Here is a 22459-nt window from a genome sequence, read left to right as displayed (position 1 = left end):
CTTCCTAACTGACTATCTTGCTTTCTGCTTGGACCGATCGCTCTGGAATTTTACCAGCAACGACATCTTCAACATCTCTCAGACATTTCGCCCCCATTTCCTGTAGACACTCCATCGTATAGGCGGAGGTATGAGGCGTCATGACCACATTGCTAAAGGCCAGATAGGGATGATCGCTGCGGCCTGGTTCTTCTTCTAAAACGTCGGTGGCTAATCCCGCGATTTTCCCTGATTTTAAAGCGCTGACAATTGCTTCTTCATCAAGTAAAGCGCCGCGAGCACTATTCGAGAGATAAACATTGTCCTTCATCTGGGCAATTTCTTCAGTGGAAATCATATGATAGTTCTCTTCATTAAGGCTGGCACAAAGACAAATAATGTCTGCTTCCTTCAGCAATTCGGGAAGGTCTACTTTTTTTGCTCCATAGCTTTCAATATGCAGCGCTGACTTGTAGGGATCATAGGCTAATACGTGACAGCGAAAGCCATTCCTTAACGTCTCCACAACACAGCTGCCTGTATTTCCGACACCAATAACGCCGACAGTTTTATTAAAGAGGGTGCGGCCGACAAAATTAGCACGATCTTCCCAACTATCATTTTTCACACTCAAATCCGCTTCAACAGTCTTTCTTAAAAGTGCCAACAGGTTCGTAATATTATTTTCTGCAACGGCATCCCGTTCAACTAAAGCTGGAATAATCGAAACTAATGTGCCGTGTTCTCGTGCGGCTTCAATATCAATATTGTTGTACCCAATGCCGTGTCTCGTAATTAAAATAAGTTCATCTTTATAGTCAAAAAATTCCTGCGTAAAAAATGGAGTGACACTTGCAATAATGATATTGTAGCCCGCCAACAGCTCTGCCAATTCTCGTCCACCAATTTCGCCATCTACTGTAAATGAACGAACCTCACCGATCTTTTCCAATCGTTCCAATTGATCGTGAAAAATTTTGCCGAAACTACTTGAATTTACAATCGCTATTTTGTATTTTCCCATCCTTAAAGCTCCTTTTTGTCTTGTTTGACTCTTCCTGACAAATCATTTCTACCTCATTCATTGATGCTTTTCTATCCAACTCCCTTTCATAGACTATTCAAAGTCAAGCGTCCTACGGAAACCGATTTCTGATAACGCATTCAACCTTATGCCTTTATTATACAAAAAAATATTTTTTTGTAAACAGAAAAAATAAAAAATATTTTTGTTGATTTTTTTTTCGTTTCCTAGTATCTTATGGATAACTACTTATGAGATAAAGGAGGATTGCCTATGTCTAGCCCTATTCACTTACAAATTAAATCCATGTACAACGATTTTAGTCCGAAAGAACAAGCGATTGCCGACTACATACTTGAAAATCCAAGTAAGGTTAGCCACAGCTCTATTAGCGATCTTGCAGCTGAACTGGGGATTGCTGACTCCACTTTTTTTCAATTCACAAAAAAATTAGGCTTTAACGGCTTTAAGGATTTCAAGATGGCGCTATTGAAACAAGAAAATGATCTTACCGCGATTACGATTCACGAAAATGTACAAAAAGATGATTCGGAATTAGTAATGGCACAGAAAGTTTTCGATTCAAATATGTCAACTTTGGTCGACACAAAGAAACTATTGAAGGAACAAGACCTAAAACGAGCGGTAAAAATGATCTCAGATTCAAGGCGGCTTTATTTCTTTGGCGTGGGAGGCTCTGAAATCGTGGCGACTGATGCCTATCATAAATTTTTGCGTTCTCCTATTCCAGTCGGTCATAGTACCGACTATCATCTTCAATTAATGGAGGCTTCCTTACTTACAGAGGAAGATTGCGCATTGTTTATCTCCCATTCTGGAAAATCGAAAGAAACCATTCATATCGCTGAAGCAGCTAAGAAAAATGGCGCGAAGGTTATCGTAATGACAAGTCAGGCCCACTCACCTTTGGCAAAATTAGGCGATGTCGTGTTTATTTCGATCTCTGAAGAAATTGAATTTCGCTCTGAAGCATTGGCTTCTCGAATCGCTCAATTAAGCATCATTGATTCTCTCTATGTGATTTTGATGTTCCACAATCGTGAGAATGCACAAAATACCATCACTAAAGTTCGAACAGTCATCCAAAGTCTAAAAGAGAATAAAGGCGAATAAAGAAACAAAAAAAGCGCCACAACTTAGTTAGCGTGTTCTAACTAAGTTGTGGCGCTTTTTCAATTTATCCCCATTGCTTAATCCCTTATGATTCAAACTGAAAATCTAACTAATCACTCCATTGAATGAGAACTTCAGATATTATACATCACTTCTTATTATTAAAGTATTTCTCCATCGCGGTATCTGTAGCGTACCCGCTTTTGCAATATAAGCATGAATCCCTGTATCATTGGACCTAATAAAATAATAGCAAATAGCGTTCCGATTCCAACTGAACTTTTTAATAAAAGTCCTCCTGCGACAATCACAAAATCCAATACTATTCGTCCTTTTTGTAACGATAATCCCAGTAACTCACAGGTACAAAACATCATACCTTCTAAAGGTCCCGATCCTAGATTCCCAGATAAATAAATTGCGGTCCCTAAAGCCATTACAACAAAACCTAAAAAAGAAGCGACAAGACTATCCTTCAAAAGAACGATCCCTTCAAGATAAGGTGCAGCCCAGCTAATCGTTTCCCCTACTAGCAGCGTGTTAATGATGCTGCCAATCCCCAACATACTCCGTTTGTAAAAAAAGGTAATAAGTAAAAATCCTAAACTAATTAATTGGCTCCAGCGTCCAAAGGGAAGGGTTGAATAGTTCATAAGGCCTAAAATCAGGGTACTGACTGAATCGAATCCTTGATTGGCGATAACAATCATTTCGATGCCGAGACCCATTAAGATCGTACCCACAATAACTAAAAAGATGCGGTTTAACAAGTGACTATTCATCTGCATCCACCATAGCTTTCAAACGCAGAATAAATTCTTCATAGTCCTCACTCATACTCAACTGCTTGGTATTGATTGGTTCTGAAACAATCTCAATAAATTTTTCAAAAAAGTCATTAAACGCATTGGCTTCATCCTTGTTGATGGCTATATAAGCAATAAGCTTAATAGAATGATCCGCCCAAACTAGCGGCTCCTGTAATGTCATAATCGCAACACCACTTCTTTCAGCCTCCAACTCTACCGAATGAGGCACTGCAATCCCTGAAGGAAAACTAGTTGGTGACATTCGCTCACGTTTTTCCACTCTTTCAAAGAACGCAGCATCTACAAAGCCATTCTCTAACATTCGTTGATTCATCTGCTTCCGAATTTCGATTGGCTTTAATCCAGCGGGATCAATTTGATTAAAATACAGCTCCGGCAAAATAAACTTTTCAATCGCCTGATACATTCGTCGTTTTTCTCGCTGTGATTTTAGCGAATCCATTCGTTTTTCAATTTTTTTAATATCTTTAGTCGTCAAAAAAGGATGAATGAAAACAGAGCCAGCAAATTTAGAAGCTATTTCCCGATCTGTCGTCAGTAGCAAATCATACTCTTTAGAAAAATGTTTACCTCTTTCTGTCACTAAAACATGGACTGTTTCACCAAAATGCTCTTTGAGCTGTTTGCTAAGATTGCTCGCGAGATCATGGTAGTTATTCACGATTAATTGAATGGTCACTTGATTTTGAAAGTGCTTTTGTGTCTCAAGGAACGAGCCAATATGTAACGCAATGAAGGAAATTTCGTCATCATTGAACCATATATCTAAACGATCTTGAATCAAAGAAGAAATATAGACTGCTAAATCATAAATTAATGGATAAGCCGTTTTTAAATCTAAAAGACTGCTATTACGGGTAAAGGTTTCGTAATGTGAACGATAATAGAGACTTTGTAAATGAATGGCTAATTTGTTGAAAAACTCTTCATCATGCAGTTCGACAAGATAGGTGCGCTCTACTTCTGCTAACACATCCTGTAGCGCAACAATAATCTTCTGATCAACAAAACTAGAAAGCTGTTGATTGTCTTGTTTTGTCAGCGTTTCATTTTGCATCCCAATAAATAATAAAGACAATTGCTCTAATTCAGCTTGAGAGAAATGAATGTCGTACTGCTGTGCCAACTGATCGCTGATCTCCTCTGCGATCAGAAATTCCGGATGATGCTGTATCTGTGGATTAGCCAGACACTTCTTCAAGCTATGTCCCTGTCGGATACGTTCGATACTAATTGCGAAATGCAGGACAATATTGTTCAAAGAGTATTGATTGATTTGAATCGAGTGTGTAGATAAAACAGCTTGAATTGTTTGTTGAAGATTGTCTAATGAGATGTAACCGATCATTTGCTGAATACTGGCCTTCAGCTTTTCCTGCAGATCGCTTTCATTGTACAAAAGCGAAATAAGATAGCGCCTCTTTGCCCGTTCCGGGCCAGTTAGCTTGATAAAATCTTGTTCAAAAACGATTTGGATCGCATCATTAGTTATTTCTTTTTTTAGTTGCTGAATATCATTTTTCAATGTTGACTCAGAAACGAACAGCTTTTCCGCTAACTCATAAAAATCGACACCTTCTGAAGAATGCTTTAGCAGCTCCAAAAAAATACGAGATTTTCGATCTTCGAGTCCCCTGGTTTGTATTTTTGCTTCTGGGTTTAACTGGTAACCAAAATGACTCGTCAAAATGAGTGCCTGATTGTTCTGGTTGATCCGAGCAACTCGGTTGCGAATCGTACGAGTCGTACAATTACTAAATGATGCCAGTTCGTCAGAGGTTACCCAACGTTTTTTCTTCGTCAAGTAGTCAACCAGCTCCTTTTCTTTTTTCGTCAGCACAGGAACACCTCCATTCAAAGAAAAGTTGATCCAAAAGATCAACTTTTCAATTGGTTATAATGTTTCGCCATTTGATGCAATCACTTGTTTGTACCACTCGAAACTGTCTTTTTTAATTCGCTTGCCAGACCCTTTTCCTTCATTGTCCAAATCAACGTAAATGAACCCGTAACGTTTCTCCATTTGCGCAGAAGAACAACTGATAATATCGATGGGTCCCCAAGCACAATAGGCGATGACATCAACGCCATCATACATCGCGCGCTTCATCTGAGCGATGTGTTCAGACAAATAAGAAATTCGATAATCATCGTGTACTTGGCCATCTACTAGTTCATCATACATACCAAAACCATTTTCAGCGATAATGATTGATTTGTGGTAGCGATCCCAATATTGCGACAATGAATTATACAAGCCTTGGGGATCGACCGCCCATCCCCATGGATTGGCTTTTAGATTAGGGTTGGGTGTTACTGATGAAGGACTCATGGTATTTTTAGAGGCGTCCACCATTTGTGAATAGTAATAAGAAAGCCCTAAATAATCCATTGGATGATCTTTTAATAATTGCTTATCCTCATCTGTAATCTCTAAATGAATATTGTTTTCAGCAAAATAATTTAGAGCATACTGCGGGTAAGCACCTTGAAACTGAACATCTGTATAAAAGTATTGCATACGATTGCGGCGTAAAGCTAAATTCACATCATCTGGGTCACAGGAATAAGGATACGCCGTACAATCAGCCATCATCGTTCCGATCTGCATATCAGGATTAATCGTTTTAGCGTAAGCTGCTAATTTCGCACAGGCTACGAACTGGTGATGAACGGCTTGGAAACTTGCCTCTTCATAATTATCGACGGTATCGTAGGGAATTGCTGTTGAATTAAAGGGCTCGAACTGGATTAGATTGACTTGGTTGATGACGATCCAATAGTTCACTTTGGCTTGATAGCGTTCTAAAACGACTTTTCCATATTTAACAAACAAGTCGATCACTTTGCGATTGTTCCATCCGCCATACTTCAAAGTAATCTCAACAGGTGTTTCATAATGCAAAATAGTAATGATCGGCTCCATTCCCAGTTCAATAATTTTGTCAATCAGGCGATCGTAATAGGCTAACCCTTCTTCGTTTGGCTCCTCTTCTTCACCCGTCGGAAAAATTCGTGTCCAGTCAATAGATGTGCGGAACGTTTTGAAGCCCATCTCACTAAGTAATTCCAAGTCTGACTCATACGTATGATAGAAGTCAATCCCATGACGTTTTGGATAGTAGCCCTCTGTGTCCGCCAGATTCGCTTGGACATCCGCCAATGACATCCCCTTATGCTGTTCTTCCGCAATCTCGGCATTGCTTTTATCTGGATAATACTTGTGCAAATCGGCTAAACTGATGCCTTTTCCAGCTACTTTGTAGGCACCTTCTGCTTGATTCGCCGCGATCGCTCCACCCCATAAAAAATTCTTAGGCATTCGATAATTTTTCAATGAAATTCCTCCTCGTATATCTGTAACATTAACCAGTCAAAGGCTCTCTGACTGGCTAAACGTACCTGCTATTTTTGGTCAAAAGCTTCGAATAAGCGAATCAAATGTTCGCCGATTAAAATCTCGCTTTGTGCAGTCATTAATGTATCTTGCGCATGGCAAAATAAGGTAGAATAGCGAATTTGTTCGCCGGATGCCTCTAGTTGCAACGTATCCGTTTGCAATCCATGTGCGATCACTATTTCTTTACGTGCCGCTGCTACCTCTTCTTTTGCTTGAGTAAAATCCTTCGCCTCTAAGCTTTCTAACGAATGAACCAAGTGATCTCGTGCACTGCCGGCGTGAACTAAGATGTTCATAGACAGCTGGTTCAACTGGTCATTCTCCTCTAAAAATTTCGTCTCTTCCATAGGTGTCCTCCTGCTGATGACTAATCGTGCATCTTTTTTTAATGTACAGCTTCGGCTTCCGCTTCTTCCAAAGCCTCCTGTGCTTCTTGTTTAACTAATGAATTATCGTAGGCCTTAAAGAATGGCAAAAAGACCAGCCAAGTAATAACGAAAATCACTGCACAAACAATGATCGCCCGCCAATCCTGTGTTGCTAAGTAGGAAGTGAAAGGATACGGCATATACCATAACAAGAAGGTACTAGATGGTACGTTGACCAAGCCCACTGACATTGTTACGTAGGCGATTGTTGGAACAATAATACTGTTGATCCACATCGGGACCATCAGGTATGGATTAAAGGCGATCGGTGCACCAAAAACTAACGGTTCATTGATATTAAAGATCGAAGGGATAATTACCGCTTTTCCAATCGCCTTCAATTGCGCCGATTTACTTAACAACAGCATCATCACAGATAATGCTAATGTCGTTCCAATTCCACCCATTGAAGAAAAAGCATAACAGGTTTCCTGTGTTGCGATGTTTAAGGCCTGTCCACCATTCGCCACCGCTTCAGCATTTGCTGCTAGTCCAGACATATAGACTGGATAGACGACTGGCATCATAACCCAGCCAGAAATTCCAAAGGTATACAGAAATACTGGGATAAAGACCGATAACACAAAACCTGGGTACGATTGTACAATGCTCGCTAAAGGACTAAAGACCAATAAAACCACATCGAAGAAATCGATTTTGAATTGGAAAGTGATTAACCAACCGACAAGCAAAATGAATGTAATCGGTAGTAAACTATTAAACCAGCCCACCACAAAGTCTGGGATCGGTGTGTCTTCATCGAAGAAAGAATATTTTACTGCAAAATTCATAACAAACCCGACAAATAAGCCAGTAATCATGGAAAGAAACATTCCAGTAGCACCGAATCGGGAAAGAATGAACACTGCTTCTCCATCGGCTGTCATCGTGGGGAACAAAAGCATCATGAATAATACCAATGAAGCTGCGCCAGAAATCAATTTCTGTCCGCCATAACCTTTTTTCTCCATCAGGTAGTACGGAATCAAAAAGGCCACTACTAACGCATACATCCCAAAAGAGAAGTTACTAATCATTGAAAAATCCGGCATGCCGCTAAAAATATTTTTTAATAATGACACAACTGTTACCAATGACCCGACGAATACTAGTGGTAAGGCTACCATAATCGAATCCTGAATGGCTGAGATCCAAGGATTCTTCACTACCTTATTTACTTTCGGTGCAAAAGAATTCGTCATAAAATTCATGATTTTATCCATCAGCTAACCCTCCATTTTCAAAATTAAGTCCAGAGCTTTTTCTCCGTTTAATGTTCCATAGACAGCCTGCGGAATCACCGCCGCTTGGACATTTTTGTCCTTTGTTTGTTCTTGGAGATCCTTCAGCATATAAGACAGATGCGGACCAATCAGCAAGTAATCGATTTCATTAATACGATCATCTAATTGAGACTCACTAGCGGCCTTGACCGTAACCTCCACTTTTCTTTTCTTGGCTGCTTTTCTGATCGCCGCTGCCATAAATCCGCTTGAAGCACCTGACCCGCAAATTAACAGGATGTTTTTCATTTTCTTCACCACTTTCATTTATTTACATGCTTATTATAGGAAATTCTAAACCTGTCCTACAAACTTACTTTTTTCCTAGAGATGGGAAAAAGAAAAATGTTGCTGGGGAACGCGCAAAAAAAGGCTGGACTCTGTTTCGTCCAGCCTTTGCATTACTCATACAACTCTTGTAAATGTGTTTCTTGACGTTTCATTCGAATCCACTTGTCTATCTCAGTAATTACTAAAATCAGGAGACCCGCTAAAATCGTGATCCCCCACTCAACAACACTCATTGGTGCTGTATGGAAGGCTTGCTGCATAAATGGCACATAGGTCAAAAGCAGCTGCAGCACTACCATAATTCCAATGATCAGGAATGCTGGCTTGTTGCTGAAAAATTCTTTTGACAAAGCAAATTTCGATGTACGAATGTTAAATAGATAAAAAATCTTGCTGACAACGATAATGTTGACCATCATGGTGCTGGCGGTGACTTGGTCTAAGCCTTGAGCCAACAGCCAATCATGAGCCAAGATACTGATCAGCGCCATTAAGATTGAAACATATCCCATCTGGAAGATGTCATGCTTGTTCATTAAGCGGCTGCCTGTTTTTTGCGGCGGTCGTTCCATGATTTGATCCTCTGCCGGCTCAAAGATAAAGGCAAATTGGATCGTGATCGCTGAAACCATGTTGATCCATAAAAGCTGCGTCGCTTGAAGCGGCATGTCCTGCTGCATTAAAATCGTGAAGGCAATGATCAATCCCTCAGCAAAGGAGGTCGGTAATAAGAACAAGATACTCTTCTTGATATTATCGTAAATCCGTCGTCCTTCACGAATCGCGATAGACATTGTCGCGAAATGGTCGTTCGTCAGAATCATATCTGCCGAATCTTTTGCGACATCGGTTCCTTCGATTCCCATCGCTACACCGATATCGGCACGCTTTAATGCAGGAGCATCATTGACCCCGTCACCAGTCATGGCTGTGACTTTGTCTCTTGCTTGAAGTGCTTCAATGATTTCAAGCTTGTTTTTTGGTGTTGCCCGAGCAAATACTTGGTGGGAGAGTGCTGCAGCTTCTTTATCCTCTTGAGATAGCTTGTCCCATTCTTGGCCGGTAATTACTTGAATTTTTGGTGCCAGCCCCAGTTTTTCACCGATTGTTTTCGCGGTCAAGGGATGGTCCCCTGTAATCATCTTCACTTCTACCCCAGCTTTACGCATATCCTTTAAGGATTCGATTACTTCTTCCCTTGGCGGGTCAATAATCCCTGCGAGTCCCAGCAAGGTGATTCCTTCAAAAAGAATGTCATGACTAACTTCTATTAGTTCAGACGGTACTTCCTTGTACCCTACCGCAACCACGCGTTTTCCTTGTTTAGAAAGCTCCTGCACCGTTTTAAGCCAATAGTCATCCTCTACTCTTGCCATTGGAAAAAGCTTATCTGGCGAACCTTTGATAAAAATCAATTGTTTCCCATTTTCGTCTTTGACTAATTTTCCCATGTAGCGGTAATCCGAATCAAAAGGCAGCATATCAACTTCTTTGTATTTTGATTCATATTTTTCACCAAAATATTTGTGATACAACGTTAAAAAGGAGCCGTCTGTTGGTTCCCCATTGATTGTCCAGCGTTTCTCTTCTTTATACAACAACGTGTCATTAGCCTGATAACCAGCTTCTAAAAATCGTTCAAGCTCGTCAGATGCAGTCACTTCACGCCCTTCTTCCATTATCTTTCCTTTTGGCTCATAACCATTTCCACTGACCTCATAATGATGAGCGGATAGAAAAATATCCTTCACGGTCATTTCATTTTTGGTCAAAGTACCGGTCTTATCCGTGGCGATCACATCGACTGATCCTAGTGTTTCGACAGCGGGTAATGATTTGACGATGGTGTGCTTATTCTTCGCCATATCACTGACTCCCATCGCTAAAATAACGGAAGTCGTCGCTGGCAGACCTTCAGGAATCGAACCAACAATCATTGTTACGATCGCTAAAGATAGAACAGTTAATGAGTAAGTTTCAAGTAAAAGACCTAAGCCGAAAAGTAGTATGGCTGCCCCAATCACAACATAAGACACGCCTTTACCTAATCCATCAATTTGCTGCATCAAGGGCGATTTTCGCGTTTTTACTTGACCAACTTCTGTGGAAATCTGTCCAATTTGGGTATGCTCTGCGGTAGCCATAACCACGCCTAAGCCGCTTCCATTCGTCACCGAAGTGGAAGCGAAAGCACGATTAAACTGCTCGGCTAGAGGAACATCCATCTCTATTAGATCCTCTGCCGTTTTTTCAATGGAATCGGCCTCACCAGTCAACGAAGCCTCTTGAATACGCAGATTGTCGCTGTCGACAATACGTAAATCAGCCGGTACGCTATCGCCAGCCTCTAAGAAAACAACGTCACCTACTGCTAATTCCTCTGTTGGAACATCCATTCGCTGACCATCACGGTAAACCGTCGCTTCCACCGCTAACATCTCTCTGATTTTTTCTAAAGCGTCGGAGGCATTGGCTTCTTGATAGTAGCCGATCAATGCGTTGATTACGACAACCAGGCCAATAATAATCGCATCCGAATAATGTCCCATAACAATCGTTAACAGCGACGCAATGATCAAAATATAAATGATCATATTATGAAATTGTCGGATAAATAGCCGCCACTTAGAAACCTTCTTTGTTTCCAGCTTATTGGGACCATTTCTTAATAACCGCTCTTGCGCTTCTTTCGTAGACAAGCCTTGTTCAAACTCTTCATTTGGATAGTCCTTCACTAAATTCTTGATACTCTGGTAATAATCTTCCTTCATTCGTTCTCTTCTCCTTATTTTTTGAATACGACAAAAAAGCACCTTGTTTTTCACAACGCACTGAAAAAAGCCTATTCTTTTTGAAAATAAGGAATCTTCTGCTTAATTAACGACGTCTCACCGGCGTCAGGGTCCATGCGCCACTCACCTCCAATTTTTTTATTAATACAACTGTATCAAAGCGCTAAAATTTCGTCAATTTTAGCGAATCGGTTTAAGAAAAAAGCAAAAAGAGTTTTTTGCTTTTTTCTACTACAACCTACCCTTTAATGAATGGCAGCGTGCTAACGCAAACTTCTTAAGTTTTTCAACAACGTTTTAAAGCGTTTTTCTGACAATAATGCTGAAATTCTCCCGAATGTTCCATTAAATTCGCCATTCGTTCAGCGATAAACTCAGTCGAGACAGATAGATCCTTCAGCCGGATTTTATCAAAAATCAGGTCATCGGACTGTTTCTTTAAAGCATAAGCAGATGTTAACGCGGAATAAATTGCTCCAGTTCAAAAAAAGCGGTTTGTGTATCACCTTAAAAAAGCGCAACGATCTGCTTGAGATTCGTTGCGCTTTCTGAAATTAAACGGTTGCCAGATATTCAGAAAATTTATTCAGTCCAGCGATTAACTCCTCGGTACTGCAACCATAACCGATTCGAACACAGGATTCAAACTCAAAACAATCCCCTGGAGTAAACAGCAAGCCATGATTATTGATCAAATCCAGGCATAGCTCTCTGCTTGAACGATCGAAATCATAATAAAGTAAGGTTACTGTTCCCGCCTGAGGTTTGACGTATGTGATATGAGGTTCCTTCGCTACCCATTCATCTAAAATTTTCAGATTTTCTCGAATGATCTGCTGGTTTCTCGCTAAGAGCTTATCCTTAGTCTCCAAAGCAATCGCCGCTAACTCTTCATCAATCATTCCGCAGCTGATCGTATTATGGTCACGATGAAGCAAACATTGCTCCATCGCTTCTTTATTTTTCGTTGCGATCCAGCCCAAGCGCAGACCGGCTAAAGACCACACCTTAGACATGCTGCTAACACTGATTCCTTTGTCATACAAGTCAGCGATCGATGGACTTTCCACCTCAGCCTGAGTTAATCCACGATATGTCTCATCTGAAAGAATGTACGCTCCCACATCTTCAGCGATAGCGATGATTTCTTCTAACATCTTTCGATTCATCAAAGAACCGGAAGGATTGTTCGGATTATTTATAATGATCAGCTTTGTTTTTTGACTGACTAAACTTCTAACTTCCTCTATATCCGGTAAAAAATTATTTTCTGGCGTCAACACATGCTGCTTCACAGTTGCATGAAAAGACTCTGGAATCGAATATAACTGTTGATACGTCGGTAAAACAGCGACCACTTCATCCTCTGGCTCGACCAGTGAATAAAGGACTAAATGATTGGCTCCGATCGCACCATGCGTCGTTGTGATGTCCTCTTCTTGAATCGTTTGATACAGTGAAGCGATCCCTTGCTTGAAATGTGGATTGCCGAAAATATGCCCATAAGTCAAACGCTTTTGTGTCAGTTCATTCAATGCTTCTTGTTTATCCAATCCGGCGATTTCAAACAATTCATCCATACTGATCGAGTCAACGCAGGTTTCTCCTGTATTATAGATCGCTTTATCCTCGTGCTCATTCATCCAGAGTTCTACTTTAAATGGTGCTATTTTCATTTGGTTTCTCCTTATTTTCGTTAATTATTTTATTACCAAAAATCCATCGTTCTATTATTATAGAGGATAACCGCTAAACTAGCTAGAAAGATTTCATTTTTGGACGATTAAAAAAGCAGCCCTTTCGCTGCTTAATCTGAGATATTATTCATTAAATTCATCACTTCGATAAAATCCGAACAGCTGCCAATGATCAATTGTTCGATCTCCGGTGTCGGATCAATAAAATTCTTGATGTGGATACAGTTCAAGCCGGCATTGACCGCAGACAGTATGCCATTAGGCGAATCTTCGTAAACTAAAATTTGATCAGCCGGCTGTTTAGCGGCTTCGATTGCTTTGTAGTAGATTTCAGAGTCTGGCTTTCCTTTGCTTACTTGATCGCCGTAAATACCGAAGGAAAAGAATGAATCCAGTCGCAGCGCTTTAAGAATATATTCTGCTTCTTCTTGATAACTGGATGTGACGATGCCACAAGTGACACCTGTTTTTACTAAATACGCCAAGTACTTCTGGCAGCCGTCGGTTATTGGGAATATCGCCTTCCTTTGGGCTTGCTTGCGTCTGTCCATAAATTCCTCGAATAAGCGATCAAACATTGGAAGCTCTCCGAAGTGATTTTGAAACTTTTCTTTCAAAATAGAAGTTGGCGACCCAACCACATGCTGATAAAAATCTTTCTCTAAATGGTAGCCTTCTTGCGCCATTAATTCCTGCCAGATAGAAAAATAATATCGTTCAGAATCAATCAATGTTCCGTCCATATCAAACAATGCTGCTTTCATTTCGTCCTCCCTACTCAAAGAGCACCGAGCCGAAGCCCGATGCCATCCTTTACTCAAGATTTGCATGACGATAATCCATGTCCGTCTGCTCTTGTTTTAGTTCCTTTTTTAAATCAACGATCATCGAATCATAGACTAACCAAGACAACTGCTCGAAAGACGAGCCATTTGGCTGAATTGACGGTGCTTTTTCAGACGGATGATCCCCTGTCGAAATACCGGGAATCTGAACCAATGCATCAGCCATTGTTCCGATCGGATTCTTCGGATGAATCGTGATCGTTGCTAACAATGCTTTCTCACTCTTGGCTTTTTTTGCCATATTCACTAACCCTGATGTACGACCCGATCCTGATCCGATAATGATCAAATCATTTTCCCGGATTGAAGGTGTTGTGGGCTCTCCGACAAAATACACAGTAAATCCTAAATGCATCAAACGATTAGAAAATGCGCGTGCCGCAAAACCAGAACGACCAGCACCAGCAATGAAAATTCTTTTTGCCTTCAAAATCAACGCCTCTACTTTTTTCAGCTGTGCTTGATCGATCTGCTGGGCATCTTCAGTTAGCTCCACTAAAATACTCTGCAAATTTTTTGATGGTGTCATAATCTTGTCCTCCACTAGGCTTTTGCTAACATCGCTTCTTTGATCAAGCGAGCTTCTTCTACTGGGTCAGGAGCATGTGTAATGCTGCTTCCAACAATAATAATATCTGGATTTAGCGCCACATACTTATCGATTGTCTTACTGCTGATTCCCCCAGCTACTGCGATTTTCGTTTTCTTCGCACAAGAAGTCATTACCTTCAAATCATCTAGCGGTGTCCGCCCACAAGCCTGCTGATCTGCTCCTGTATGAACAGCTAAGACATCCACTCCTAGTTTTTCCATTTCGGCAATTTTTTCTTCAAGATTTGCAACGCAGATCATATCCACCACTACTTGTTTTTCAAAATCAGCTCCGGCTTTCACACATTGTTTGATTGTAGCAACATCGGTGACCCCCAAGACTGTGACATACTCAGCTCCCGCTTCAAAGCCCAGCTGTGATTCATAATAGCCGCCATCCATAATTTTTTCATCGGATAAAATTTCTTTATCCGGGAATTTTGCTTTAAAACGGCGGACAGCTTCCATTCCAGAATCAATCACAAATGGTGTGCCAATTTCAATAATATCGACATGTTCTTGTACTTTTTCTGCAAAAATCAATGCTTCCTCTAATTTTAACTCGTCCAACGCTAGTTGTAATTTCATTTTTCCACCCTTATCCTTTAATAGTTTTTCAACCCGACTGCTTGTCCTGCTGCATCTAGCAATTGTGTAATCTCTTCATCTAAATCAACGATCGTAAGTGAAATCCCTCCCATATCCAATGAGGTGACAAAATTACCGACATAGACTTTTTCGACTTGATGCCCTTGTTCCTTCAGCGTTTCCAAAACTTGTCCGCAGATTACGTATTGTTCCATCAGCATGGTTGAACCTAGTCCTGAAATCATCACTGCTAATTTCTTTTTTTCATCGAATTCAAAATCTGTCAAAATGGCCTTGGTCATCTCAATCGCGATTTCCTGCCCATTGCCCAATGCTTTCTTCTCGATCCCCGTTTCCCCATGATGACCGATCCCAAACTCCATCGTTCCTAGATCAATTAAGAAGTTTGGTTTCCCAACCGCTGGAATCGTGCAGGGGGTAAGTCCTACACAAATACTTCTGGTTCGATCCACCACTTTTTGTGCCACTTCGATAACGTCAGCTAATGTACCGCCGGCTGCCGCTTTGGCTCCGCCTACCTTCCACATGAAGTACCCGCCAGCGATTCCGTGACGTTTTTCACGAGTTGCCTTAGGTGAAGAGGCGATATCATCTGTCGCTACCACATAGTTCACTTCAATGTCCTCTTCTTCAGCCATTTGGATCGCCATTTTGACGTTCATATTATCTCCCGCATAATTGCCAAAAAGACAGGCAACACCCTGACCATTGTCAGCTTCGATCATCGCATCTAGAAATCCTTGAGCAGGTGGGGAAGCGAAAACCTCCCCAATCGCTACAGCATCAAGCATCCCTTCACCTATATATCCGAGAAACGCTGGTTCATGACCACTGCCACCGCCTGTGATGACGCCGACTTTTTCTTTTTTATCCTTAAGTGTCACCACTCGATCATTTAATGGCGAAAGTATCACTTCTGGATGTGCAGCTGTAAACCCCTTCAGCATATCCTCGACGATAAAATCTGGATCATTTACAAAAATTTGCATCGTCCTTATTCCCCCAATAATTCATTTATTGTGTTAACTATCGCTTCGATGATTAAATAACAGGAAGTCGCACCTGCATCCTGATACCCAATCGAACGATCACCGATGCGGCTTGCTCGTCCAATTTTGGCTGGGATCATTTTGGTTGCTTCTAATCCCGTTTTTGCCGCAGCAAGTGATTGTGTTAAGCACTCATTGAAAGCTTCTCCACCGTCAACTGCTTTTTCATAGGTTTCGATGGCAGGTACTAATACATCAATCAAGCTTTTATCGCCAACTTTGGCATCCGTTAAGTCTGAGAGATTTTGATAAGCCTTCTTTAACATTGCAAGCATCACTTCTCGAGTAATCGTCTCTTCTTTTCTTGATGCAACACTTAGACCTCTAAAGAAGCTCCCGTATAACGGTCCCATCGAGCCGCCGATTTTATTGACTAGCACCTGACTAATCACTTTCAGTCCATCACTCATTGTGTAACGAGGTAGATCATCCAATTCTTGCCTAGCAAAAGTAAAGCCTTTATTCATATTGATGCCATGATCCCCATCGCCGCCATGTCTGTCCACTTCGCTCAAATATTCCTTATTCGTCTGAATCGCAGCAATGATGGCATCGACAATTTTGCTACCCTCTTGATTAGAAAAATCTGTTCTCATGCTTTTTCCTTCTTTTCCAGAAATTTCTGATAATTATTTTTAATGACTGGGTGCAGCCGACTCTCTAGTGGTATTTTAGTAAAATGAACGATTGCTTCATCAATTCCATGCTCTGCCACAAAGACTAATATTTCTATGGATTGCTCATCTGCTGGATTATCAAATAAAAATGCCGCCGCGATTCCTTCTAACAAACGTTCGTTTTTCAGACCTAGCTCTTCACATTGCACACAAGGTCCGACTAAACGTTCTTCTGGTTGCAGCTTGCGAATAGGCGAACGAGACACTCTTGTGATCCAATCTTTGATTCCCGATGTCTGATATCGAGCCATAATAAAGTCAATATAATCCGTCATATCTTCTTCAGTAAATCCATGCTTTTCCATCAATAAATGAGCCGATTCCCACATGGTCTCGCGAATCATGCTAACTAATTCTTCATCATGAAAAACATCTTGGATTATTGAGTACCCATCAACAAAACCCATATAGCCTGCCCATGCATGACCGCAATTCACCACATAAAGTTTCCGCTCGATGTATTTTTTCAGATTAGTCGTATAGACAGCGTCCTTGATTGGCTTATTTGCTGGATCGACCAGCTTGGATTCTTCGATCACTAACTCGTGATCTCGACCAATATCGATTGTTTTTTTCCCCCCATGCTCCGATGCTAACACCATCCGATCTACAGCAGTGTTAGGGAATGCTGCAATACCGTCTAGCCACTCTGCGGCTGAGGAATCCAGTGCAAGGATCGCTTTACGCAAAATCTCGCTGTTGAACATTGCATTCTCACAGGCTAAAATATTTACTCGTTTTTCGCCGAGAGCTACACGTCTCTTTAACCCTTCCAGAAGGACTGGTGCGATCTTTGGCAGGTTTTCTGCCCAGACTGCGGTTGTGAGCAAATCAGTGGTACTAATTTTTTCAATGATCTCTGACTGATCTTCAATCGAAGACAGTCCATGGATATGTGTTAACTGCTTTTTCTTGTACCCTTCATTGATCAGGTATAAATCAAAGGTTTCCGTTTCATTTATTTGACTGACTAGTTCTTGATCAATATCAACAATCGTTACTTCGTAATTGGATTCATGCAATAAATCAGCAATAAAGCCGATCCCAATACTTCCACCTCCAAAATGCAATGCCTGTTTCATTAAACGACGACCTCCTCAAAAATTTTAAGAATCTCTGCTTTAGATGTTGCCTGACGAAGAATCTCAACATTTTCCATTTCAGAGCAGATGGTTGCGATCTGGCCTAAAATCTCTAAATGCTCATTATTTTTTCCTGCAATACCGAAAACTAAGTAAGCCGTGTTTCCATCGAAATCAACGCCCTCTGGTACCTGCAATAATGAAATCCCCGAAGAATAGATTTTTTCCACCGACTTTACGATCCCATGAGGAATCGCAATGTTGTTGCCGATATAGGTTGATACTTCCTCTTCTCTAGCCAGCATGTCTTGGAGATAGCTTTCTGCCACGTAGCCATTCTCAACTAATATTTCTCCAGCTGCTAAAATGGCTTCGACTTTATTTTCATAGTGCTGATTCAGTTGGATATTCTCATCTTTAAAAATTTTCATTTTCACCTCTCGCAATCTATAGGATTTCATTTATTTTTACCAAATATGTCTTTAAATCATTTGTTGAGCCAATTTTGGTCAAATCATCGACATGATCAAAAAAGATTTCTTTGACTTGGCCATAATACTTTTGGCTGATCTCTGAACTCTTTTCCGCAGTATCGATTACGACTAAGTAATAGTTCCCCAACCGTTTGGAGCTGTCTGAAATCAATTGAATCCGATCTCCTGATAGTGCAGCATTTTTTCTAACGATAAAGAGCACTGTTCGATTCTGCTGCACAGACGTCTGAATACTATTGGTCAGCTTGGCCTCATCCACCTCCAAAAATACCGCTAATTGTTTTATTGCCTCTCTTTTTTCCTGACACGTGTGAGGAAGATTTCCTTTTCGCTAAACCGGCAATGTTTCATCAGCTCTAACGTTTTTTGTGCGTAAAACATTTTCTGGACCAAATGCTTTTCAAATTCTTCTACATTCATCTGTTTTTGTCGCTGAATAGTTTTTAGATCTGTGTATTTATGATTGTTAATTTTGGTCTGAACCAACGCCAATTCTTGTTCGTTCAATAAAGGAGAAACCTTCAAATATTCTTCTGGCGCCAAGGGCAGAGGAATCGTGGATAAAACCAGTTCATAATCGTTGACGTTTTTATTGTGCAAATCAGTTAGTGAGATAATATCCTTCACGTAGACTTCTGGTACTTCATATTCCAAACGGCTGGTGAGCATTTTTGACGAGCCCATACCGCTGGAGCACACAATTAGTACGCGAAAAGCTTTATTCGATAGTTTGTCGATCATCATTACAAAATACAGAACCAAAAAGCATAATTCATCTTCTGGGAAAAATTCTTTACCGAATACTTCTGAAGCTGCTTTACTTACAATTTCAAAGATAAACAAATAATTTTTCTTGATCTCATCTTTCATAGGGTTTCGAACAAACAAACCACTATTAATACGTGTGACAGCCTTTCTTAAATGGACAGATAAGTCACGGATTTGCCGTTCATTTCCATGCAATCTAACCCCTAATTGCGTTTCAACATTATTCACCATTTCCTTCACAGAAAGCATAATATCTCTCTCAAAATGTGGAAGTGCGAATTCATTTGGAGAATCTTGTTGAAAATATAAATGAATGATCCATTTTAAATAATCTAAAAAAGCTTCAGGATGACTTTTTTCCGCTAAAACATCTCTTTGTTTTTCAATCATTCGATGATAAAGTTTTTTTCCTGTTTGATTCAGCTCAATTTCGACCGTGTCTATCGTATTGTTAGGCAATGCAGTCAGATGACAGACATTGATCCATAATGATAATAAGATGACCAGCTCCTGCAAATCATTATCATCAATATCTGCCTTAAGCTGACCCAGCTGCTCATACACAAAATGGAGCGGCTCACTGATCTTTTGAAAACAAATCTTCTTATAAAATGAATCCTTCGAATGTTTTAGTAAAAACCATGCAATAAATTCCGATGAAGCGACGTGCTTTGTCAAGATATCTAGGATTAGAATATGACGATTGATCATCTCTGCTTCTAATCGAATCCCTTCTCCTTTTTTAGAAATAACTTGTATCCCTTTTTCAGGCAGGTTGTCCGTTAGAAAAGCAACATCTTTTTTGATCGTTGAAAGAGAGACCAGCAGTTCTGCGGCGATTGCTTGCATCTTGATAAAGTCCTCTTCCAACAACAAAATCAATGTGACTAGATCAACCCGTTCCGTTACAGAAAGAATTTGATGAATATTCTGTTTTTGAAAGGCTTGTTTCAACGCCGATAGATTTTCCGGCTTCCCTTGAATCTCAAACCCTTCCGATGGAATTGACACTAATTCCAGCTGAAATGTCTTCAACGTTGCCTTAATATTTTTCAATTCTCTGTAAACAGTCCGTTCATTGATATTCAATCGATTACTGATATCTTGTACTGTCTGCTTATTTCTACTATTTAACAGAATTGTTAAGATAGAGCTTTCTCTGGTAGATAAATACATCTAGATTCCTCCCCATCCTTAGTAGAATTCATCATACTACACTAAATTGAAAGCGAATACGGCTTATTCACCATTATTTTCCTTGATAAATTTTATGAATCGATCGTATTCACTGTTGTCCAAGAAATTCTTGATCGTCAAGATCGGTACTTGTTTATCCTTTGTTAGACCTTTCACTCTTTCCAGCAGAATTTCATTGGTAATAATTAGATCCGCATCTTCTGGAATGTTATCTACCGAAACGTTTTTAACTGTAACTTCCAACATGTTTTTCCGTGCTTTCGTATTCAGCATCGAGGCCCCCATCGCACTAGAACCCATTCCAGCATCACAAGCGATAATGACATTTCTGATTGGTTTGCCAGTGTGGGTTACATTCTCTGCTACGATTGGTTCTGGCATTTCTGTTTCAAACGCTTCAGCAGTAGAGACCCCTGCTCCTTCTATGGCCAATTCTTCTTCCGCAGCCAGATCTTTTTTCAAGCTTAGCCTTAGGAAAAAGGCGCCGACTAAAAAGGAAACTAAAACAGCTGAAGCATACATCGCGATATTTACGACGAAATTTCCACGAGGTGTCATCATTAGTAAGGCTAAAAAGCTTCCCGGTGAGACTGCTCCCACTGTTCCACCGCCAAATAATTGACCGATAGCTAGAGCCGTCATATTCCCGGCGATTGGCGCCAAAATAGTGATCGGTTTAATCATGGCATACGGAAAGGCGACCTCACCGATCCCTCCTAAGAATTGGATCAACATGGAGGCTGGGGCTGATTTTTTAGCCATGCCGGTGCCGAACATGGAAAAGGCGATCAATAACCCCACCCAAGCGCCGCCATTTGCTTCCACTAGGAATAAGAGCGATTTGCCTGTTTCCAATACTTGTTGTGTACCTAATGGAATCATGATTCCGTGGTTTACTGCATTATTTAAGAATAAGACCTGTGCCGGTTGGACAAAAATACTCGTTAATGGAATCAAGTTCCGTGCCATTAACCAGTCGACTCCCCCAGAAATGAAGGATAGAATCACTGCGAAAACGGGCTCGACTGCTACGAATCCGATTAGAGCGATCGCAAAACCGAGAAAGCCTAATGAAAAGTTGTCTACCAGCATTTCCAACCCTGGTTTAACTTTTCCTTTAAGCAGCTCGTCGATTTTCTTCATTAAAATCGCACCGATCGGTCCCATAATCATGCCACCGATCAACATCGTGATATCTGCACCGACTACTACCCCCATCGTCGCCAAGGCACCAATGGCACCGCCGCGTTTTCCATAAACGTTATAGCCGCCGGTATAACCAATTAAAACAGGCAATAAATAATTCAAGATTGGCGGAACTAACTCATTTAAATGTTCGTTGGGTGTCCATCCAGTTGGGATGAAGAATGCTGCCATCAGACCCCAGGCAATAAATACACCGATATTCGGCATCACCATCGAGCTTAAAAATCCACCCATACGCTGAATTTTCGCTCGCCAGCTGTTCGCATTTGCAGGTTGCTGAAACTCCATTTTCTTTTCCTCCTTGAGAATATTCGTTTTTAGAAAGCGCCTTCTGACATTAATTATAGGGGGCGTTATTCTGAAAAGCTATCGCTTGAAAGGACACCTTTGTCAGGCACTCTCTGTCAAAAATACTCTTGTGAAGGGAAACTAAATTCATTAGGCTTTAAGTACAAATAACTATTGGAGGCGTCTATATGTCTGTAAAAGAACACACACAGGAAATTATTGGAGAGCTATCAACTTTCGTGGCGTATGAAAAGGATGATGAGCTTGATCAATTAGTAACAGCCATTTTACAAGCGAAAACTATTTTTCTTTCTGGAGCCGGCCGCTCTGGTGTAGCTATCACAGGTTTTTCGAATCGATTGCTTCACTTAGGTTTATCCGTTCATTTAGTTGGAGAAATTAGTTGTCCTAGAACGAAGAAGGGGGATCTTTTGATTATCGGCTCTGGTTCCGGAACGACACCTAGTTTAGTAACGCTTGCGAAAAAAGCGAAAAGCAACGGTGTCTCCCTTGCTTTATTAACGATGGATAAAGAATCTGAAATGGCCAAAATAGCTGACGTGGTAGTCGTACTTCCCGGAGTATCACCAAAATTGAAAGAAAACAATCTTACATCAATCCAACCGATGGGATCAGCATTTGAACAGATCAGTTTCTTGACCTATGATGGAATTATTTTAGAGCTGATGGAAAGAATGAACGAAACTGGTGAGACGATGTTAGAACGACATACCGACTTAGAATAAAATGCAAAAAAAGTGGTGCGTAATCATTTATTTTATGATTACCACCACT

The 22459-nt window shown here is 40.7% G+C and carries 21 protein-coding genes; 2 read left to right on the top strand and 19 right to left on the bottom strand.

The window, feature by feature from the left end:
• Positions 1-4 precede the first annotated feature (4 nt).
• Positions 5-1003, bottom strand: a complete 999-nt coding sequence (locus tag RV13_RS09415) for a D-isomer specific 2-hydroxyacid dehydrogenase family protein (RefSeq protein ID WP_028021267.1) — start codon at positions 1001-1003, stop codon at positions 5-7.
• Between the two features lie 273 nt (positions 1004-1276).
• Here RV13_RS09415 and RV13_RS09410 point away from each other — a divergent pair, with 273 nt between their 5' ends.
• On the top strand, positions 1277-2137 hold the full coding sequence (locus tag RV13_RS09410; RefSeq protein WP_010744442.1) for a MurR/RpiR family transcriptional regulator: 861 nt from the start codon (positions 1277-1279) through the stop codon (positions 2135-2137).
• A 161-nt stretch (positions 2138-2298) separates the two neighbouring features.
• Here RV13_RS09410 and RV13_RS09405 read toward each other — a convergent pair whose 3' ends face one another.
• The 18 genes from RV13_RS09405 to RV13_RS09325 all read right to left on the bottom strand — a co-directional run bounded on the left by RV13_RS09405 (position 2299) and on the right by RV13_RS09325 (position 21664).
• Entirely contained in the window at positions 2299-2919 is a 621-nt protein-coding gene (locus tag RV13_RS09405; protein WP_010744441.1) for a YczE/YyaS/YitT family protein, read from the bottom strand.
• A complete protein-coding gene (locus RV13_RS09400) occupies positions 2912-4807 on the bottom strand; it encodes a BglG family transcription antiterminator (protein ID WP_010744440.1) in 1896 nt (631 codons plus the stop codon). The genes RV13_RS09405 and RV13_RS09400 overlap by 8 nt, the downstream gene beginning before the upstream one ends.
• Before the next feature lie 54 nt (positions 4808-4861).
• Positions 4862-6289: a glycoside hydrolase family 1 protein gene (locus RV13_RS09395; RefSeq protein WP_141741224.1), complete on the bottom strand. Its 1428-nt coding sequence runs from the start codon at positions 6287-6289 to the stop codon at positions 4862-4864.
• Positions 6290-6372: 83 nt separating this feature from the next.
• Positions 6373-6714 carry a PTS lactose/cellobiose transporter subunit IIA gene (locus RV13_RS09390; protein WP_010744438.1) on the bottom strand — a complete coding sequence of 114 codons (342 nt, stop codon included), beginning with the start codon at positions 6712-6714 and terminating at the stop codon, positions 6373-6375.
• A 38-nt stretch (positions 6715-6752) separates the two neighbouring features.
• Positions 6753-8018 carry a PTS sugar transporter subunit IIC gene (locus RV13_RS09385; protein WP_010744437.1) on the bottom strand — a complete coding sequence of 422 codons (1266 nt, stop codon included), beginning with the start codon at positions 8016-8018 and terminating at the stop codon, positions 6753-6755.
• A gap of 3 nt (positions 8019-8021) precedes the next feature.
• Positions 8022-8327 (bottom strand): PTS sugar transporter subunit IIB, encoded by a 306-nt coding sequence (locus RV13_RS09380; RefSeq protein ID WP_028021270.1) that lies wholly within the window; start codon positions 8325-8327, stop codon positions 8022-8024.
• Positions 8328-8479: 152 nt separating this feature from the next.
• Complete coding sequence (locus RV13_RS09375) at positions 8480-11140, bottom strand: HAD-IC family P-type ATPase (protein WP_010744435.1); 2661 nt, start codon at positions 11138-11140, stop codon at positions 8480-8482.
• A 575-nt stretch (positions 11141-11715) separates the two neighbouring features.
• Positions 11716-12837 carry an aminotransferase gene (locus RV13_RS09370; RefSeq protein WP_010744434.1) on the bottom strand — a complete coding sequence of 374 codons (1122 nt, stop codon included), beginning with the start codon at positions 12835-12837 and terminating at the stop codon, positions 11716-11718.
• A gap of 131 nt (positions 12838-12968) precedes the next feature.
• Positions 12969-13622: an HAD family hydrolase gene (locus RV13_RS09365; RefSeq protein WP_010744433.1), complete on the bottom strand. Its 654-nt coding sequence runs from the start codon at positions 13620-13622 to the stop codon at positions 12969-12971.
• A 49-nt stretch (positions 13623-13671) separates the two neighbouring features.
• Positions 13672-14232, bottom strand: a complete 561-nt coding sequence (hxlB, locus tag RV13_RS09360; protein WP_010744432.1) for a 6-phospho-3-hexuloisomerase — start codon at positions 14230-14232, stop codon at positions 13672-13674.
• Between the two features lie 14 nt (positions 14233-14246).
• Positions 14247-14882 (bottom strand): 3-hexulose-6-phosphate synthase, encoded by a 636-nt coding sequence (gene hxlA, locus RV13_RS09355; protein ID WP_010744431.1) that lies wholly within the window; start codon positions 14880-14882, stop codon positions 14247-14249.
• 17 nt (positions 14883-14899) lie between these two features.
• Positions 14900-15892, bottom strand: a complete 993-nt coding sequence (locus tag RV13_RS09350; protein WP_010744430.1) for a dihydroxyacetone kinase subunit DhaK — start codon at positions 15890-15892, stop codon at positions 14900-14902.
• Positions 15893-15897: 5 nt separating this feature from the next.
• Positions 15898-16548, bottom strand: coding sequence for a dihydroxyacetone kinase subunit DhaL (gene dhaL / locus RV13_RS09345; RefSeq protein ID WP_010744429.1), 651 nt, complete (start codon positions 16546-16548; stop codon positions 15898-15900).
• Entirely contained in the window at positions 16545-17711 is a 1167-nt protein-coding gene (locus RV13_RS09340; protein ID WP_010744428.1) for a mannitol dehydrogenase family protein, read from the bottom strand. Before RV13_RS09340 ends, dhaL begins: the two co-directional genes overlap by 4 nt.
• Entirely contained in the window at positions 17711-18142 is a 432-nt protein-coding gene (locus tag RV13_RS09335; RefSeq protein WP_010744427.1) for a PTS mannitol transporter subunit IIA, read from the bottom strand. The genes RV13_RS09340 and RV13_RS09335 overlap by 1 nt, the downstream gene beginning before the upstream one ends.
• Positions 18143-18158: 16 nt before the next feature.
• Positions 18159-18470, bottom strand: a complete 312-nt coding sequence (locus tag RV13_RS21325; protein ID WP_231371782.1) for a hypothetical protein — start codon at positions 18468-18470, stop codon at positions 18159-18161.
• Positions 18471-18487: 17 nt separating this feature from the next.
• Positions 18488-20149 (bottom strand): BglG family transcription antiterminator, encoded by a 1662-nt coding sequence (locus RV13_RS09330; RefSeq protein ID WP_010744425.1) that lies wholly within the window; start codon positions 20147-20149, stop codon positions 18488-18490.
• Between the two features lie 63 nt (positions 20150-20212).
• On the bottom strand, positions 20213-21664 hold the full coding sequence (locus tag RV13_RS09325; protein ID WP_010744424.1) for a PTS transporter subunit EIIC: 1452 nt from the start codon (positions 21662-21664) through the stop codon (positions 20213-20215).
• Between the two features lie 188 nt (positions 21665-21852).
• Between RV13_RS09325 and hxlB (RV13_RS09320) the strand changes: the two genes are divergently transcribed.
• Entirely contained in the window at positions 21853-22410 is a 558-nt protein-coding gene (gene hxlB / locus RV13_RS09320) for a 6-phospho-3-hexuloisomerase (RefSeq protein ID WP_010744423.1), read from the top strand.
• The last annotated feature ends 49 nt before the right edge of the window (positions 22411-22459 follow it).

It is taken from the genome of Enterococcus raffinosus, assembly GCF_001886185.1.
GTDB lineage: Bacteria > Bacillota > Bacilli > Lactobacillales > Enterococcaceae > Enterococcus_A > Enterococcus_A raffinosus.
Note: the sequence above shows the minus strand (reverse complement) of the source record. Positions and strands in the feature narration are given on the sequence as shown.